At 71.0% G+C, this 16,555-nt stretch carries 16 protein-coding genes; 11 read left to right on the top strand and 5 right to left on the bottom strand.

The genetic code is table 11. The annotated features are described in order from the left end of the window. Nucleotides 1-215: 215 nt before the first annotated feature. The 10 genes from ACFXOA_RS05475 (at nt 216) to ACFXOA_RS05430 (ending at nt 11,107) form a co-directional block, all read left to right on the top strand. Nucleotides 216-1,424: a MarR family transcriptional regulator gene (locus tag ACFXOA_RS05475; protein WP_385022888.1), complete on the top strand. Its 1,209-nt coding sequence runs from the start codon at nt 216-218 to the stop codon at nt 1,422-1,424. Between the two features lie 160 nt (nt 1,425-1,584). After that, nucleotides 1,585-2,808, top strand: coding sequence for an amidohydrolase (locus ACFXOA_RS05470; RefSeq protein ID WP_385022886.1), 1,224 nt, complete (start codon nt 1,585-1,587; stop codon nt 2,806-2,808). 138 nt (nt 2,809-2,946) lie between these two features. Continuing rightward, complete coding sequence (locus ACFXOA_RS05465; RefSeq protein ID WP_362538780.1) at nt 2,947-3,999, top strand: BMP family ABC transporter substrate-binding protein; 1,053 nt, start codon at nt 2,947-2,949, stop codon at nt 3,997-3,999. A gap of 235 nt (nt 4,000-4,234) precedes the next feature. Continuing rightward, nucleotides 4,235-5,821: an ABC transporter ATP-binding protein gene (locus ACFXOA_RS05460; RefSeq protein ID WP_362539224.1), complete on the top strand. Its 1,587-nt coding sequence runs from the start codon at nt 4,235-4,237 to the stop codon at nt 5,819-5,821. Beyond that, entirely contained in the window at nt 5,818-6,936 is a 1,119-nt protein-coding gene (locus tag ACFXOA_RS05455) for an ABC transporter permease (RefSeq protein WP_385022884.1), read from the top strand. The genes ACFXOA_RS05460 and ACFXOA_RS05455 overlap by 4 nt, the downstream gene beginning before the upstream one ends. Continuing rightward, on the top strand, nt 6,933-8,195 hold the full coding sequence (locus ACFXOA_RS05450; protein WP_385022882.1) for an ABC transporter permease: 1,263 nt from the start codon (nt 6,933-6,935) through the stop codon (nt 8,193-8,195). The genes ACFXOA_RS05455 and ACFXOA_RS05450 overlap by 4 nt, the downstream gene beginning before the upstream one ends. Beyond that, nucleotides 8,192-8,608, top strand: coding sequence for a cytidine deaminase (locus tag ACFXOA_RS05445; RefSeq protein ID WP_385022880.1), 417 nt, complete (start codon nt 8,192-8,194; stop codon nt 8,606-8,608). Before ACFXOA_RS05450 ends, ACFXOA_RS05445 begins: the two co-directional genes overlap by 4 nt. 135 nt (nt 8,609-8,743) lie before the next feature. After that, entirely contained in the window at nt 8,744-10,021 is a 1,278-nt protein-coding gene (locus tag ACFXOA_RS05440; RefSeq protein WP_385022878.1) for a thymidine phosphorylase, read from the top strand. Between the two features lie 102 nt (nt 10,022-10,123). Next, nucleotides 10,124-10,714: a Uma2 family endonuclease gene (locus ACFXOA_RS05435; RefSeq protein WP_385022876.1), complete on the top strand. Its 591-nt coding sequence runs from the start codon at nt 10,124-10,126 to the stop codon at nt 10,712-10,714. Between the two features lie 33 nt (nt 10,715-10,747). Beyond that, nucleotides 10,748-11,107 (top strand): STAS domain-containing protein, encoded by a 360-nt coding sequence (locus ACFXOA_RS05430; protein WP_385022874.1) that lies wholly within the window; start codon nt 10,748-10,750, stop codon nt 11,105-11,107. Between the two features lie 56 nt (nt 11,108-11,163). Here ACFXOA_RS05430 and ACFXOA_RS05425 read toward each other — a convergent pair whose 3' ends face one another. The 4 genes from ACFXOA_RS05425 to ACFXOA_RS05410 form a co-directional block, all read right to left on the bottom strand. Then, entirely contained in the window at nt 11,164-11,478 is a 315-nt protein-coding gene (locus ACFXOA_RS05425; protein ID WP_385022872.1) for a hypothetical protein, read from the bottom strand. Next, nucleotides 11,475-12,464 carry a sigma-70 family RNA polymerase sigma factor gene (locus ACFXOA_RS05420; RefSeq protein WP_385022870.1) on the bottom strand — a complete coding sequence of 330 codons (990 nt, stop codon included), beginning with the start codon at nt 12,462-12,464 and terminating at the stop codon, nt 11,475-11,477. Before ACFXOA_RS05420 ends, ACFXOA_RS05425 begins: the two co-directional genes overlap by 4 nt. Before the next feature lie 96 nt (nt 12,465-12,560). Continuing rightward, nucleotides 12,561-13,277: a L,D-transpeptidase family protein gene (locus tag ACFXOA_RS05415; protein WP_385022868.1), complete on the bottom strand. Its 717-nt coding sequence runs from the start codon at nt 13,275-13,277 to the stop codon at nt 12,561-12,563. 89 nt (nt 13,278-13,366) lie between these two features. After that, the gene (locus ACFXOA_RS05410) at nt 13,367-14,674 is read right to left on the bottom strand and encodes an MFS transporter (protein WP_385022866.1); all 1,308 of its coding nucleotides are present in this window, start codon (nt 14,672-14,674) and stop codon (nt 13,367-13,369) included. Nucleotides 14,675-14,736: 62 nt separating this feature from the next. Between ACFXOA_RS05410 and ACFXOA_RS05405 the strand changes: the two genes are divergently transcribed. Then, nucleotides 14,737-15,690 carry a LysR family transcriptional regulator gene (locus ACFXOA_RS05405; protein WP_385022864.1) on the top strand — a complete coding sequence of 318 codons (954 nt, stop codon included), beginning with the start codon at nt 14,737-14,739 and terminating at the stop codon, nt 15,688-15,690. A 53-nt stretch (nt 15,691-15,743) separates the two neighbouring features. Here ACFXOA_RS05405 and ACFXOA_RS05400 read toward each other — a convergent pair whose 3' ends face one another. Then, nucleotides 15,744-16,502 carry an alpha/beta hydrolase gene (locus ACFXOA_RS05400; RefSeq protein ID WP_385022862.1) on the bottom strand — a complete coding sequence of 253 codons (759 nt, stop codon included), beginning with the start codon at nt 16,500-16,502 and terminating at the stop codon, nt 15,744-15,746. Nucleotides 16,503-16,555 lie beyond the last annotated feature (53 nt).

The raw sequence follows: 16,555 nt of genomic DNA, 5'->3' as shown, positions 1-16,555 counted from the left end.
GAGATCCGAGACCTGTACCCATCCGGGGGTCAAAAGAAGGAAAGAGAAAGAACCTCCCCACCTCCCGTACCCGTCACGAACAGCAAGTATGACTAATCGTGACCGACTTGCGGCGCAGAGTCGCGACTGCTTACGGTGCCCACAACTGAACGACCCCGACGCGGTGTTGGTCGCACCTGGCCGGGGTCTCGCCGCAAGATCGAAAGAGCGATCCCGTGGGTACCCAGCACATTAGCCCCGCCCCGTCCGCACCCGCAGCCTCCCGCCCCTACGCGCGCGCCAGTCCTGGATACGGCAAGCGGTCCGCTCCGGACCAACGCCCCGCGCGTCCCGGCGACTTCGCCCTCCTCCCGGAGCGTGAGCGGTACGTCGCCGGTTACGTCGACCGGCTGCCCGAGGGTGCCGCGATGGACATCAAGTCCCTGGCCAAGAGCCTCCCGCTGTACGGCCAGATGGCCGTCGGCAGCGCGCTGCGGGCCCTGGGGGTCGCCGGTCACCTCAGGCATGTACGGTCGCCCGCCGACGCGGGTGGCGGGCAGATCCGGTGGATCACCCGCACCTACTGGTCCCGTACGGCCCGCGACAACGAGTGGTGGACCGCGTTCGTCGACAGTGCGGGCGTTGCGGCCGGAGCGCACACCCCTCCGGCCGCACCCGACCCGGCCCCCGCGCACGACGCGCCCGCCGTGTCCATGCCCCCGCACGCAGTACCCGTCGCGCCCGCCTCCGAGTGCGAAGCGCCCGCCCCCGCCGCCGCTCTCCCCGGCCAGGCCCAGGCGTGCGGGCCGGTGGTACCCCAGCAGCGCGCCCAAGGCCCCGGGGACCCGCAGGTGCGCCCCGGAGGCCCCGTCGGGGTCACCGACCCCGCCGAGGCCGCCGAACCCGCACCCGCGCCCGCCCCCGTGGCGGCGCTCCCCTCGCCCGCCTATCTCGCGCTCGCCCGCCTCGGCAGGACGGACGCCAGGGTGTCCCTCTCCGCCGCCGACTGCGCCGCGCTGGAGGGGCTGGCCGCCGCCTGGCTCGCGCGGGGTGTGAGCGAGGACCACATGATCCGCACGCTCTCCGCCGGGCTGCCGCCCACCGTGGACTCCCCGGTCGGCTTCGTCCGGCGGCGGCTCCGCGACAAGATCCCGCCCGAGGTGCCGTGCGGGACGCGGTCCGGGGCCGTACCGGGAGCGACTGACGCGCCAGGGGCCCGGACTCCACGTCCGATGGTCGAGTGCGCCGAGTGCGGCGTCCCCGGCCGCCCCGAGGCCCTGCCCGACGGCCTCTGCCGCTCCTGCCGGGTGCCCGCGCAGGAGCCGGCCGTTCCCGGGCCCGCCGCGGAGACGGCCGGTGAGCCCGTACCCACCGCGGCCCCGTCCGCGTCGGCCGAGGTGGCCGCCTACGTCGGCACGCTCCGGGAGTTGCTCCGGCTCCCCTGAGCGGAGCGTGCGGTTCCCCTCACCGTGGTCGAAAATGGGTGGAGTTTACCCATCAGAACCACTCGGTACACGCCGCAGCGCCGCCTTTTGTTCCCCTGTGCGGCTGAACTTTTGTTGATCTGTGGCCAGTTGCGGGGGGTCTGGGCCTACCCTTGACTGGGTGAACCAGTTGAAGCTCCGTGCGCCCCTCGCTGAGACAGTCATGCCCGGCACCCTGCCCGACGACCTCCGTGCCGAGCTGATCGCGTTCCGGCGGGATCTGCACATGCACCCGGAGCTCGGCAACCAGGAGTTCCGCACCACCGCGGCGATCAAGGCGCGTCTGGAGAAGGCGGGGCTCCAGCCCGAGGTGCTGCCAGGGGGCACGGGACTCGTGTGCGACGTCGGGGAGTGGGACGGCGTGACGCCGATGCTGGCGTTGCGCGGTGACATCGACGCGCTGCCGATCCCCGACACCAAGGTGGGCGTCTCCTATCGCTCCACCGTCCCCGACCGGGCGCACGCCTGCGGGCACGACGTCCACACCGTCTGCGTCCTCGGTGCCGGGCTCGTCCTCAGCGAGCTCGACCGGCAGGGCCTGCTGCCCCGCCCGGTGCGGCTGATCTTCCAGCCCGCCGAGGAGGTGCTGCCCGGCGGCGCGGCGGACGCGGTCGCCGCCGGGGTGCTCGACGGCGTCGGGCGGATCATCGCGGTGCACTGCGACCCCAAGGTGGACGTCGGGAAGATCGGGCTGCGGATCGGCCCCATCACCTCCGCCTGCGACCGCGTCGAGGTCTCCCTCGACGGCCCCGGTGGTCACACCGCCAGGCCGCACCTCACCACCGACCTGGTGACCGCGGCGGCCCGGGTCGCCACCGACGTCCCCGCGCTGATCTCACGCAGGGTCGACGCCCGCGCCGGGATGGCCGTGACCTGGGGCCGGCTCCAGACGGGCCACGCGCCCAACGTCATCCCGCAGCACGCCGAACTGTCGGGCACGGTCCGCTGCCTCGACCTGGACAGCTGGCGGCAGGCGCCCGACCTGGTGCAGTCGGCCATCGACGAGGTGGCCGCCATGCACGGGGCGAAAGCGGTGATCGACTACGTCCGGGGCGTGCCGCCGGTGGTGAACGAGGCCGAGACGATCGGTCTGCTCGACGCCGCGATGACCATCCGGCGCGGATCGTATTCGATCGAGGACACCGAACAGAGCCTGGGCGGGGAGGACTTCTCCTGGTATCTGGAGAAGATCCCCGGCGCCATGGCCAGGCTCGGCGTGAGGGCCCCGGGCGACACCCGCGGGCTCGACCTGCACCGGGGCAACTTCGACGTCGACGAGGAGGCCATCACGGTCGGGGTCGAGCTCTACACCGCCGCCGCGTTGCTCGACGGAAACACCCAGTAGCCGGAGAGGACACCTTCTGTTCGCGACGATCCGATAACGGCTTCCGTACAGGTCCTTATCTGACATCTACGCGCGTTACGATCGCCGCGAAACCAGCGCCGGAAGAGGCGCTTCGGTCAGGTCTGAAGGAGCCTTCCCTTGCGCCGGATCACCAGGATTGCCACCGTGGGCGTCATGTCCGCGGCACTCGCGCTGAGCGTCAGCGCGTGTGGCGACTCTTCGTCGGAGAGCAGCTCGTCCTCCGACTCCAAGGCCGACAAGACGGCCATCGCCTACGACATCGGTGGCCGTGGCGACCAGTCGTTCAACGACGCCGCCTACGCCGGTCTGGCCAAGGCCGAGAAGGACCTCGGCGTCAAGGGCACCGAGGCCGAGCCCTCCGAGGGTGAGTCGGACGCCGACAAGGTCCAGCGCCTCACCTCGCTGGCTCGCGCCGGCAACAACCCGGTGATCGGCGTCGGCTTCGCCTACGCGCCCGCCATCAAGAAGGTCGCGCCGAAGTTCCCGAAGATCACCTTCGGCATCATCGATGACGCCTCGGTGACCGGCGACAACATCGCCAACATCGTCTTCAACGAGGAGCAGGGCTCCTACCTCGCGGGTGTCGCCGCCGCCAAGGTCTCCAAGACCAAGACGGTCGGCTTCATCGGCGGTGTCGAGACCCCGCTGATCAAGAAGTTCGAGGCCGGCTTCATCCAGGGCGTCACGGACACCGACTCCTCGGTCAAGGTCGTCCCGCAGTACCTGACGCAGCCGCCGAACTTCGACGGCTTCTCCAAGCCCGACCTCGGCAAGGCCGCTGCCCAGGGCCAGCTCGACAAGGGCGCCGACGTGGTCTACTCGGCGGCCGGTCTGGCCGGCTCCGGTGCCATCGAGGCCGTCTCCAAGGCCGGCAAGTGGAACATCGGCGTCGACTCCGACCAGTACAAGCAGGAAGGCCTCGCGGCCTACAAGGAGTCGATCCTCACCTCCGTCACCAAGGACGTCGAGGACTCCGTCTTCAACCTGATCAAGTCCGTCCAGGACGGCAAGCCGCAGTCCGGCGAGATCCGCTACGGCCTCGACAAGGACGGCGTCGGCCTGGCCATGTCCAACCCGGCCTTCACCAAGATGACCGAGGTCATCGCGGCCGTGGACAAGGCGAAGCAGGAGATCATCGACGGCAAGATCACCGTCAAGACCACCCCGTAACGACTCCGGTCGCCGTGCTGGTTTCCCGTGGGCCCGGAGCGCGCATCCCCGTCGCTCCGGGCCCGTGGGGTGTCCATCGAAGAGGTTGTGCCCCTCGCGGTCACCCGCACCTGGCTCCGGAACCGGAGCCTCGTACGTATCGGTGTCCGCGCCTTACGATTCGGCAGCGCTACGCGCATAGACCGCTCTCCGGCGCGATAACTTCACCCCGCCCCTGCCCTCTGTGCCCCCGCTCCTGTCCGGCCAAGGAGAGTGCGTCATCAACGCGTCCAGCAGTCCCCCTGCCGTAGAACTGCACGGCATCACCAAGCGTTTCCCCGGTGTCGTGGCCAACCACGACATCGGCATCACCGTACGCAAGGGAACGGTCCACGCCCTCGTAGGTGAGAACGGCGCCGGAAAGTCCACCCTGATGAAGATCCTCTACGGCATGCAGAAGCCGGACGAAGGCACCATCGCCGTGGACGGCGAGCAGGTCTCCTTCGGCAACCCCGGTGACGCCATCGCGCGTGGCATCGGCATGGTCCACCAGCACTTCATGCTGGCCGACAACTTCACCGTCCTGGAGAACGTCGTCCTCGGCGGCGAGAAGCTGCACGGCATCGGATCGGCCGCACGCAGGAAGATCAAGGAGATCTCCGACGCCTACGGACTCGGCGTCCGTCCCGACGCCCTCGTCGAGGACCTCGGGGTCGCCGACCGTCAGCGCGTGGAGATCCTCAAGGTCCTCTACCGCGGCGCCCGCATCCTCATCCTCGACGAGCCGACCGCCGTGCTCGTACCGCAGGAGGTCGACGCGCTCTTCGCGAACCTCCGCGAGCTCAAGGCCGAGGGCCTCACCGTCATCTTCATCTCCCACAAGCTCGGCGAGGTCCTCTCCGTCGCCGACGAGATCACGGTGATCAGGCGCGGCACGACCGTGGGCACCGCCGACCCGGCGACCACCACGACCAAGCAGCTCGCCGAGCTCATGGTCGGCAGCGAGCTGCCCTCGCCGGAGACCCGCGAGTCCACGGTGACCGACGTACCGATGCTGAAGGTCGAAGGACTCTCCCTCGGTGTGACCGACCCGGACGGGGTCGTGCGCGACGTGCTGTCCGACATCGGCTTCACCATCCACAAGGGCGAGGTCCTCGGTATCGCGGGTGTCGAGGGCAACGGGCAGACCGAGCTCATCGAGGCACTCGTCGGCATGCGGAGCCCGGACAGCGGAGTCATCACCCTGGACTCCGCCGACATCTCCTCCGCCCCCACCCGCAAGCGGCGTGAGGACGGCATCGGCTACATCCCCGAGGACCGCCACCGCCACGGTGTCCTGCTGGACGCCCCGCTGTGGGAGAACCGCATCCTCGGCCACGTCACGGAGAAGCCCAACAGCAAGGGCTGGCTCCTCGACCCGAAGGCCGCGCGCAGCGACACCGAGCGGATCGTCCGCGAGTACGACGTCCGCACCCCGGGCATCGAGGTCACGGCCGGTTCCCTCTCGGGCGGCAACCAGCAGAAGCTGATCGTCGGCCGCGAGATGAGCCACAACCCCAAACTCCTGATCGCCGCGCACCCCACCCGAGGGGTGGACGTCGGCGCACAGGCGCAGATCTGGGACCAGATCCGCGAGGCGCGCCGCGAAGGGCTCGCCGTCCTGCTCATCTCGGCGGACCTGGACGAGCTCATCGGGCTCTCCGACACCCTGCGCGTCATGTACCGGGGGCAGCTGGTCGCGGACGCCGACCCTGCCACCATCACACCCGAGGAACTGGGCTCGGCCATGACCGGCGCCGCCGCCGGTCACCTCGAAGCGGCACCGGAGGACGAGGCCCGATGAAGAAATTCGACAAGGACCGGATCGTCCTGGGCTTCGCCGGCCCGGTGCTCGCCCTGGTCGTCGCCTTCGTACTGAGCACGCTGGTGCTGCTCATCTCGAACCGCGACCCGTTCGAGCTCTACCGGCTGCTCTTCGAGCAGGTGTCGTACAGCGACGTACAGGTCCTGATCATCAACCAGGCCGGGACGTACTACCTCGCCGCGCTCGCGGTGGCCGTCGGCTTCCGGATGAACCTCTTCAACATCGGCGTGGACGGCCAGTACCGCCTCGCCGCGATGGTCGCCGCCCTCGTCGGCGCGAGCGTCTCCCTGCCCGGACCGCTCCAGATCGCCCTGGTCGTCGTCGTGGCGATGCTGGTCGGTGCCTTCTGGTCCGGCATCGCGGGAGTCCTCAAGACCACGCGGGGGGTGAGCGAGGTCGTCTCGACGATCATGCTCAACTCCATCTCGACCTCGCTGATCGCCTGGCTGATCCTGCCGAAGAACTTCGGTGAGCAGGCGGCCGGATCCAACAACCTGACCACCGGGGAGATCCCCGAGTCGGGCTGGTTCCCGGGGCTGTCCCTCAGCCCGGAGGCCGGGGAGATCTACGGTTTCACCTTCGTCGCCGCCGGCTGCGGCCTGGTCTACTGGTTCGTCCTGAACCGCACCCGCTTCGGCTTCGACCTGCGTGCCACCGGCGCCAGCGAGAGCGCGGCCCAGGCCTCCGGTGTGGACGCCAAGAAGATGATCCTCACCTCCATGCTGATCTCCGGCGGTATCGCCGGGCTCGTCGGCATGCCGACGCTGCTGGGTGACACGCACACCTACAGCCTCGACTTCCCGGTGGGCCTCGGCTTCACCGGCATCACCATCGCGCTGCTGGGCCGTAACCACCCGGTGGGCATCGCCCTCAGCGCGCTGCTGATCGCCTTCCTGGACAAGGCATCCTCGCCGCTCGACCAGTTCGGCTTCGAGAAGGAGATCGCCACGATCATGCAGGGGCTGATCGTCATCTCCGTCGTCGTCAGCTACGAGCTCGTCCGGCGCTACGGGACCCGCCGTCAGCAGCAGAAGGTCGGCGAGGAACTCGCCGCCGGCCACGCCCTCACCACCGAGAAGGAGGCGGCCCTGTGAGCACCGCAGTCCGCGCCGCACGCGGCGCCGCTCCCAAGAGCGGCGGCCGGCGCAAGCTCTCCCTGCCCGTCGTCCTCCTGATCATCGCGGGCGCCCTCGCGCTCGTCTCCCTCGTACGCGTCATCAGCGGCGCGGACGACGTGACCTCCGTCGGCCAGGTGCGCGGCGCCCTCGAACTCGCCGTCCCGATCGGGCTCGCGGGCCTCGGCGGGCTCTGGGCCGAACGCGCCGGCGTGGTCAACATCGGTCTCGAAGGCATGATGATCCTCGGCACCTGGTTCGGTGCCTGGGCCGGCTTCCAGTGGGGCCCCTGGGTGGGCGTCCTCTTCGGCATCATCGGCGGCGCCCTCGGCGGGCTGCTGCACGCGGTCATCACCGTGACCTTCGGGGTGAACCACATCGTCTCCGGTGTGGCGATCAACATCCTCGCCGTCGGCGTCACCCGCTACCTGTCGAACTTCACCTTCGCCGAGGAGCCCGGAGGTTCCTCCAAGCAGTCCCCGCGCCTGGAGGAGATCGACAAGATCACCATCCCCGGCCTGTCCGACTGGATGCAGGACCTCCAGGCGCACCACTGGTTCTTCGTCTCCGACCTCGCCGGCATCATCGGCGGCCTGGTCACCGGACTCTCGCTGCTGACCGTGGTCGCCCTGCTCCTCATCCCGGCCACCTGGTGGATCCTGTGGCGCACCCCCTTCGGGCTGCGGCTCCGCTCCTGCGGTGAGAGCCCCGTGGCCGCCGAGACCCTCGGCGTCAACGTCTACAAGTACAAGTACATCGCCGTGACGATCTCGGGCGGCCTGGCCGGGCTCGGCGGCGCCTTCCTGGCGATCGTCGCGACCAGCATCTACCAGGAGGGCCAGACGGGAGGCCGCGGCTACATCGGTCTCGCCGCGATGATCTTCGGCAACTGGATGCCAGGCGGCATGGCACTGGGCGCGGGGCTCTTCGGCTTCACCGACAGCCTCAAGCTTCGCGGCGGCGCCGAGAACGTCCACGCGATGCTGCTCCTCCTCGCGATCCTGCTGGTGATCGTCGTGTTCTGGCAGCTGTACCGGAAGAAGTACCTCAGCGCGCTGATCTCGGCGGTCATCTCCGCCGGCCTGTTCGCCTGGTACGGCCTGACGGACGAGGTCCCGAGCCAGTTCGTCGACGCGGCGCCGTACGTCACGACGCTGCTGGTCCTCGCCCTGTCCGCGCAGCGGCTGCGGATGCCCAAGGCGGACGGCGTGCCGTACCGCAAGGGCGAGGGCAAGTGACGGCCCCTTCCGGAGGGGCGGCCCAGCCGCCCGTCGACTGGGCCGCCCTGCGCGAGGCCGCCCGGGACGCCATGTCCCGGGCGTACGCCCCGTACTCGGGCTTCCCGGTCGGGGCGGCGGCCCTCGTCGACGACGGCCGGGTCATCACCGGCTGCAACGTCGAGAACGCCTCCTACGGCATCAGCCTGTGCGCCGAGTGCGGGCTCGTGTCGCAGCTCGCCGCCACCGGCGGGGGCAGGCTGACCCACTTCACCTGTGTCGACGGCACGGGCTCCGTCCTCGTGCCGTGCGGCCGGTGCCGGCAGCTGCTGTACGAGTTCGGCGGGCCGGAGCTCGTCCTGGAGACGCCGGACGGCCTCCGCACGCTGGACGAGATGCTGCCGCAGTCGTTCGGCCCGCAGCACCTGGGGTAGTCCCCCTGCCGTGGCGCCTTGTTCCGGCGGGCCCGACGGGCCCGCCGGACGGCGTGGCGGAACGTTCACTCTCTATGCGCGTAGAGTCAACGGGACTCTCTCGCCCACCCATCCGGCCGGAAGGACTCCCCTCCCATGGACGCCATCTCCGTCATCCGTACCAAGCGGGACCGGGGCGAGCTCAGCCCCGAACAGATCGACTGGGTCATCGACGCGTACACCCGCGGCGAGGTCGCCGACGAGCAGATGTCCGCGCTGGCCATGGCGATCCTGCTGAACGGTATGAACCGTACCGAGATCGCCCGATGGACCGCCGCGATGATCGCCTCCGGCGAGCGGATGGACTTCGGCGCCCTCTCCCGCCCCACCACGGACAAGCACTCCACCGGCGGCGTCGGCGACAAGATCACCCTGCCGCTCGCCCCGCTCGTCGCCGCCTGCGGCGCCGCCGTGCCGCAGCTCAGCGGCCGGGGCCTCGGGCACACCGGCGGCACCCTCGACAAGCTGGAGTCCATCCCCGGCTGGCGCGCTCACCTCTCCAACGCTGAGATGCTCGACGTCCTCGGCACCACGGGCGCCGTGATCTGCGCGGCGGGCGACGGTCTCGCCCCCGCCGACAAGAAGCTCTACGCACTGCGCGACGTCACCGGCACCGTCGAGGCGATCCCGCTCATCGCCAGCTCGATCATGTCCAAGAAGATCGCCGAGGGCACCGGCGCGCTCGTCCTGGACGTCAAGGTCGGCTCCGGCGCCTTCATGAAGACCGTCGAGGACGCCCGCGAACTGGCCTCCACCATGGTCGCGCTGGGCACCGACAGCGGTGTGCGCACCGTCGCGCTGCTCACCGACATGGCGACCCCGCTCGGCCTGACCGCGGGCAACGCCCTTGAGGTCCGCGAGTCCGTCGAGGTCCTCGCCGGCGGCGGCCCGAAGGACGTCATCGACCTGACCCTGGCGCTCGCCCGCGAGATGCTCGACGCCGCCGGGCTGAAGGACGCCGACCCGGAGAAGGCCCTGGCCGACGGCTCGGCCATGGACGTCTGGCGCCGCATGATCTCCGCCCAGGGCGGCGACCCGGACGCCGCACTCCCCGTCGCCCGCGAGCAGCACGTGGTCAGCGCCCCCTCCTCGGGCGTGCTGACCCGGCTCGACGCCTACGACATCGGCGTCGCCGCCTGGCGCCTCGGCGCGGGCCGGGCGCGCAAGGAGGACCCGGTGCAGGCGGGCGCGGGCATCGAACTGCACGCCAAGCCCGGCGACACCGTGACCGAGGGGCAGCCGCTGCTGACCCTGCACACGGACACCCCCGAGAAGTTCGACTACGCCCTGAAGGCCCTGCCTGCCGCGTACGACATCGCCCCGTCCGGCACCCCCTTCACCGCCACCCCGGTGGTGCGGGAACGTATCGCCTGACCTGCGGCTTCCTCGTACGGGTGAACGGGACCGGTGGACCACCGCCGGTCCCGTTCGGCATGCTGGGATCGGTGACGCATCAGGTGATCGAGGGAGACCGCCATGAGCGCATTCAGCGTCGATCCCGTGCCGGGCCACGGCCAGGAATGGGACGACCTGGTCCGTATCTGGGAGGAGACGGACGCACCCGAGGGCTGCAAGGTGGAGATCATCGAGGGGATCGTCACCGTGTCGCCACCGCGGTCCAAGGACCACAACACCACGGCCGAGCTTCTGCAGCGCAGGCTCTACACGGTCATCCCGGAGGACTGGGGGATCTACCAGACCCTCGGCGTCTCGGTCCCAGGCCGGGCCGGCCTGTACATCCCCGACCTGGTCGTCGTACCGCGCGCGGTGGCCACCGGACCCGGCAACTGGGTCCCCGCCGAGGAGGCACGGCTCGTCGTCGAGATCACCTCCCAGGCCAACGCCAACCACGACCGCATCGGCAAGGCGCGCGGATACGCGAAGGCGGGCGTCGAACTGTTCCTGCTCCTCGACCCGTGGCAGAGCGGCCGCCCGACGGCGACCCTGTACGGAGAGCCGAGCGACGGCACCTACCGGCTCCTGGAAGCCGTCGAGTACGGCGAGACGCTGACCCTGCCGAAGCCGTTCGGCCTGGATCTGGACACAGGGATCCTCCCGGCCGGCTGAGGTCTCGGCTCCGGAGGTGAAAACCGCCCGCCGATGAGTTCCGGCCGCCCGGCCGGTCTGCCTGATGTGGATGCCACAGCTCCGTACGCCCTCGTCGTCACCGGCCTGATCACCCGCGCCGATGTGCCGGCGCTCTGCGCCGAGCTGGAGGCCGTCCTCGCAGGCGGCACCGAGGCGCCCGACGGCGCGGTCGTCGACTGCGACCTGGCCGGCGTGGTGCGCCCTGACCTCGCCGTGGTGGAAGCGGTGGCGCGCCTCTCCGTGATCGCCCGCAGGGCGGGCGGCCGGACACTGCGGCTGCGCCGTGCGCCCCCGGAACTCGCCGCACTGCTGGACCTGGTGGGGCTGGCCGATGTGGTCGCCATGGCGGAGCAGCCGTCTGCCCCCAAGTGAGGCGCCGACGCGCCCGGGGCTTCCTCTGCCGCCCCACGTGGCGCCTGGCGGGCCCCTCAGCGTGCCGTCGCGCCGTCCCGTGCGGTGACGGTGACGCAGTACCTCTGCGCCATGCGGCCGTTCTCGCCGATCCCCCCGGGCACCTTCACGGACAGCACCGGGTCGGTGCTCCCGGACGGTGAGGGTGCCGGGCCCGGTGATTCGCATCCGCCCTCCGGCTGCGGGCCGGGCTCCGGGTTTCCGACCTGGCCGCCGCCCGGGGCACGCCCCGGCCCCGCGGTGGCGGCCGGCTCGCCCAGCCAGAGCGTCGCCGCCCAGCCGCCCGCCGCGACCAGTGCCCAGCCGATCAGCAGCGGCCTCGGTATCCTCACGCGGCGTCCGCCTCCAGGTGGTCCGGCAGGCCGAAGAGCGGGAACCAGCGCGGGGTGTCCAGGAAGCAGTGCATCCCCGTGATGGCACCGTCCGAGATGTCGATGACCTGCACCGCCCAGGGCACGAAGCCCGGCCCCTCCGGGTTCGGCTTGTAGTGGGCGAAGGCGGGGGAGCCGTTGGCCTCGGTCGCCACCAGCCGCGAACCCTCGCAGCTCGCCCCGATGGTGAGCATGAAGCCCGTGATGTCGTCGTGCCCCTGGAGCCAGAGGTCGAACGGCGGCATCGTCATCACCGCGTCCTCGTGGAGCAGAGCCGTCAGCGCCGCCATGTCGTACCCCTCGAACGCCGCCACGTAGCGGTCCAGCAGCTTGCGCTGCTCGTCGTCGAGCGGGTTCGAGGTGTCGGGCGCCGAGGACTCCGTGTCCGAAAGCGTCGCCCGGGCCCGCTGGAGGGCGCTGTTGACCGAGGCGACCGAGGTGTCCAGCAGCTCGGCGACCTCACTCGCCTTCCACGCCAGGACCTCCCGCAGGATCAGCACCGCGCGCTGCTTCGGCGGCAGGTGCTGGAGAGCGGCGACGAAAGCCAGACGCACCGACTCCTTCGCCACCGCCGCCTCCGCCGGATCCGCCACCGACGGCAGGATCCGGCCGTCCGGCATCGGCTCCAGCCAGGTGTTCTCGGGGAGGGGGTTCAACGCGGCCTGGGCCAGCGGGGTCGGCCCGGTGAGATCGACGGGCCTCGCCCGCTTGTTGCCCGCGTTCAGCATGTCCAGGCAGACGTTGGTCGCGATGCGGTACAGCCAGGAACGCAGCGAGGAACGGCCCTCGAACTTGTCGAAGCTGCGCCAGGCGCGGACCAGGGTGTCCTGGACCGCGTCCTCCGCCTCGAAGGCCGAGCCGAGCATCCGGTAGCAGAAGCCGGTCAGCTCGACCCGGTGTCCCTCCAGACGGCTGTCGATGTCCGCTGTCGCTGTCCGATCACTCATCGCTCCACCCCTGTCGCGCTGTGACACCGCTCACTCGGCACTGTGGAAGCTACAGCAGAGCACTGACAACAGGGGCCGGAACGAGGAAGCCGCTGCTCAGGTGCCGGGCTTGCGGCCGTAGACGTAGACGTCGTCGCCGTTCTTCAGCAGACTCCAGTATGACTTCGCGTCCGACGGACGCATGTTGACGCAGCCCGCGGACCCGGGGTTGTTGTACATGGACTTGGTGACCGAGTGGAACGCCTGGCCGCCGTCGAAGAACTGGGCGTAGGGCATGCTCACGTCGTAGAGCGTCGACCAGTGGTTGATGTTGCGCCAGTAGATCTTCTTGGAACCCGTCCGCGTCTCGTCGCCGTTGCGGCCGGTCCGCACGGGCACCGGACCGAACTTCAGCTTGGAGCCGTCCTGGATCCAGCTCAGCTGCCTGGTCAGGTCGACGCAGGCGATGCGCCCCTTGTTGGTGGGGCACTTCTTCGCGGCGTTCGGGTTCTTCCCCGCCGCCTTCTGCGCGCTGATCGTCTTCATCGTGCGCCAGGTGACCGGACCGGCGTAGCCGATGGCGGGGGTGATCCCCTTCGCCACCTGGAACGAGCGGATCGCCGAGCAGTCCGCCGACGACTGGCGGCCGTCGGCCGTCCGCCCCAGCCACTTCTCGACCTGCTTCTGGTACGGCCCCTTCGAAGCCGTGCAGGACGCCGCCTGGGCGGACGTCCCGGTGGTCAGCACCAGCGCGGGCGCCGCCACCAGCCCGGCCACGGACAGCGCGGCTGCGCGCCGCGCCCGCCGGGCGGGTATCTTCCCCATGATCGTCATGTACGCCTGCTCCCCTTCGCGGTCGTCCGCGGATCGTGACTCCGCTTGTTGGACGCGCTCGGGGGAGCAGCGGTTGTGCCCAGAAGGTCTCAGTTGTGCAGCGGTTGCGGCGCACCCGCGCGCAGCCGCTCGGAGCGGGCGGCCCGGGTCCCGAAGAGGGTGATCGTCAGGACGCCGAGGACCGCGAGGACGCCCATGCCGACGGTGCCGGCCCAGCCTCCCGCGTGGAAGGCGACGGCGCCGAGCGTGCCGCCCGCGCTGGACCCCAGGTAGTACGCGGACTGGTAGAGCGCCGACGCCTGGGCCCGGCCGGACGTCGCCGTGCGGCTCACCGAGGACGAGGCGACGGCGTGCCCGGCGAAGAAGCCTGCCGTGATCAGGACCAGACCGGCCAGGACCGCCACCAGCTGGTCGGCCAGGGAGAGCAGCAGACCGGCGGCCGTCGTCGAGACCGCGAGGTAGAGCGCGCCCCTGCGGCCCAGCCGGGCGACCAGCCGGCCCGCGGCCGCGGAGGAGACCGTGCCGACGAGGTAGACCAGGAAGATCGAGCCGACGACGCCCTGCGGGAGGGAGAAGGGCTCCTCGACGAGCCGGTAGCCGATCACGGTGTAGACGCCGCCGAACACCGTCATGAACAGCGCGCCGATCGCGTACAGCCGGCGCAGCAGCGGGTTGGAGAGGTGACCGGTGACGGTCCTCGCGAGCGCCTTCGGGTTGAGCGAGGCGGGGCTGAAGTGCCGGGCCCTCGGGATCAGCAGGTGGAAGGTGACCGCACAGGCCACGGCCAGCAGCCCGATCGCTCCGAGCGCCACCCGCCAGCCCCACAGCTGGGCGACCCAGCCGGCGAGGATACGGCCGCTCATGCCGCCGATGCTGTTGCCCGCCACGAACAGTCCGATCGCGGCCACCAGGGCCTTGGGGCGGACCTCCTCCGCCAGGTACGCCATCGCGGACGCCGGCAGGCCGGCCAGCGCCGCGCCCTGGACCGCGCGCAGCGCGATCAGCCAGCCGAGCGAGGGGGCGAACGGGACCAGCAGGCCGATCACCACGGCGACCGCGAGGGAGGCCGTCATCATCTGGCGCCGGCCGAAGCGCTCGGAGAGTGCGCTCAGCGGCAGTACGCACAGGGCGAGCGCCCCGGTCGCCGCGGACACCGTCCAGCTCGCCTGCCCGGCCGTCGCGCCGAAGGAGGCGGAGACGGAGGGCAGCAGGGCCTGGGTGGAGTAGAGGAGCGCGAAGGTCGCGACCCCCGCCGAGAAGAGCGCGAAGCTCATCCTGCGGTAGCCGGGGCCGCCGGGGGTGAGGCGGTCCTGGACGGTCGGCGCGGAGGTGGCGGAGGAAGACGGAACGGCGGCGTCCAGCGTGATGGTGGACGCCCCGGTACTGGCAGGAGGCATACCGCGAACGTAGACCGAGAGGTTTCATGCGTCCAATGCATGAAACCGTCATAATCGTTCCCATGGTGCATCAGTACAGCTCACGGCCTCGGCTGTCACCGAGCAGTTACGAAGAAGACATCCGTGCAGTGCTCGCACCCCGTCTCGCGTACTTCGAGGCGGTGGCCCGTCACGAGCACGTCACCCGGGCCGCGCAGGAGCTCGGAGTGCCGCAGTCCACGCTGTCGCGCGCCATGGTGCGGCTCGAACAGGACCTGGGGGTGGCCCTGTTCGCCCGCAGGGGCCGCACCGTCTCCTTGACCCCGGCGGGCCGGACCTTCCTCGGATCGGCCGAACGCGCACTGGCCGAGGTCGAGAAGGCGGCGGAATCGGTACGCGCCGACGCCGACCCCACGGCCGGCAAGGTCGCCTTCGGCTTCCTGCACACCATGGGTTCCGAGACGGTGCCCGCCTTGATCCGGGCCTTCCGCGCCGACCACCCCCGGGTCCGCTTCCAGCTCGTGCAGAACTACGGCGAGGCGATGATCGAGCGCCTGCGGGCGGGTGAGCTCGACCTCTGCCTCACCTCCCCCGTCCCCGACGCGCCCGACCTCGTCGCCATGCGCCTCGACGAGCAGCGGCTGCGCCTCGTCGTGCCCGACGAGCACCGGCTGGCGGGCCGGCGGCGGGTACGCCTCGCGGAGGCCGCCGACGAAACCTTCGTCACCCTCGAACCCGGTTACGGGCTGCGGCGGATCACGGACGACCTGTGCGCCGAGGCCGGGTTCACCCCTCGGGTCGCCTTCGAGGGCGAGGAGGCGGAGACCCTGCGCGGCCTGGTCGCCGCCGGGCTGGGGGTGGCGCTGCTGCCGCCGCCCGCCGTCGCCAGGCCCGGGGTGGTCGAGCTGGCGGTGACCGCGCCGCGTGCGGCGCGAGAGATCGGCGTCGCCTGGCTGGACGGACACCCCGACACCCCGCCCGTGGCCGCCTTCAAGCGTTTCCTGCTGTCGCGCCGGGGGAGTCTGCTCCCGGACTGAGGCGGCGCCCTGCCCCGCGTCCGTCCGGCCCCGGTCGTCCCGGCGGCCGCGCCTCAGTGCTTCAGCGACCGACCGAACCCCGCCGCCAGCGGCATCCGCAGGCCGAGGGGCGGGGGAGCGGCGAACGCGTCGGCGACCGGGCGGGCGTAGGGCCTGGCGAAGAGCGAGCCCGCGATGAAGTCCGAGGCCAGCGCCAGGACTTCGGTGCGGTGCTGGCGCAGCGCGTGTCCGTCCGAGTGGACCTCGAAACGGCAGGTGTCCCGGTTCGCCTTCTTCGCGCGTTCCGCCAGCCGGTAGGAGAGCTCGGGGTCGGTCCGCGCGTCGTTGGTGCCGTGCACGATCAGCACCCTCCGGCCGGCGAGCTGTTTCACCGGCTCCGGCTCCGGACCGGAGTCCTCCGGCAGCCAGGGTGCCAGCGCCAGCACCGAGCTGACCGCGTCGTGCCCGGCTCCGCGCAGTGCGGCGCGGCCGCCCATGCCGTGCCCGGCCAGGCAAACGGGGATGTCGCCGTAGAGGCGCTGGACCTCGTCCGCCGCCCACTGGGCGTCGGACGCCGGGTCGGCGCCGGAGTTCCAGCCCCGGCTGCGGTAGCGCACCACGTGCACCGCGAGCCCGTCGCCCTGGCCGGCGCGGGCCAGGGTCCGGGCGAGCGGCAGTTGCGCCGCGTACGAAAGGGCGGAGGGACGGCGACGCGAGTCGGTCTCGCCGTCCGGGAGCAGCAGGACCACGCCGCTGACCTCGGGTGCAGCTCCGGCCGTGAGAACGGCCCGTCCCAGCCTGGCGGCAGGCAGGGGAAGTGTGCGCTGTGCCATGGCAGAACAGTGTCAGAAGGGCAGGTGTACTCCACCCGGCTTCGCGGTCACTG

The organism is Streptomyces sp. NPDC059166 (assembly GCF_042755185.1).
Classification (GTDB): domain Bacteria; phylum Actinomycetota; class Actinomycetes; order Streptomycetales; family Streptomycetaceae; genus Streptomyces.
This window is presented reverse-complemented; position numbering and strand designations above follow the sequence as displayed.

Excerpts from the sequence above, each read along its gene's own strand:
- ACFXOA_RS05420 (WP_385022870.1), bottom strand. The coding sequence starts at position 12,464 with ATGAGTGATCGGACAGCGACAGCGGACATCGACAGCCGTCTGGAGGGA.
- ACFXOA_RS05435 (WP_385022876.1), top strand. The coding sequence starts at position 10,124 with ATGAGCGCATTCAGCGTCGATCCCGTGCCGGGCCACGGCCAGGAATGG.
- ACFXOA_RS05415 (WP_385022868.1), bottom strand. The coding sequence starts at position 13,277 with ATGACGATCATGGGGAAGATACCCGCCCGGCGGGCGCGGCGCGCAGCC.
- ACFXOA_RS05410 (WP_385022866.1), bottom strand. The coding sequence starts at position 14,674 with ATGCCTCCTGCCAGTACCGGGGCGTCCACCATCACGCTGGACGCCGCC.
- ACFXOA_RS05400 (WP_385022862.1), bottom strand. The coding sequence starts at position 16,502 with ATGGCACAGCGCACACTTCCCCTGCCTGCCGCCAGGCTGGGACGGGCC.
- ACFXOA_RS05455 (WP_385022884.1), top strand. The coding sequence starts at position 5,818 with ATGAAGAAATTCGACAAGGACCGGATCGTCCTGGGCTTCGCCGGCCCG.
- ACFXOA_RS05440 (WP_385022878.1), top strand. The coding sequence starts at position 8,744 with ATGGACGCCATCTCCGTCATCCGTACCAAGCGGGACCGGGGCGAGCTC.
- ACFXOA_RS05405 (WP_385022864.1), top strand. The coding sequence starts at position 14,737 with ATGGTGCATCAGTACAGCTCACGGCCTCGGCTGTCACCGAGCAGTTAC.
- ACFXOA_RS05430 (WP_385022874.1), top strand. The coding sequence starts at position 10,748 with ATGAGTTCCGGCCGCCCGGCCGGTCTGCCTGATGTGGATGCCACAGCT.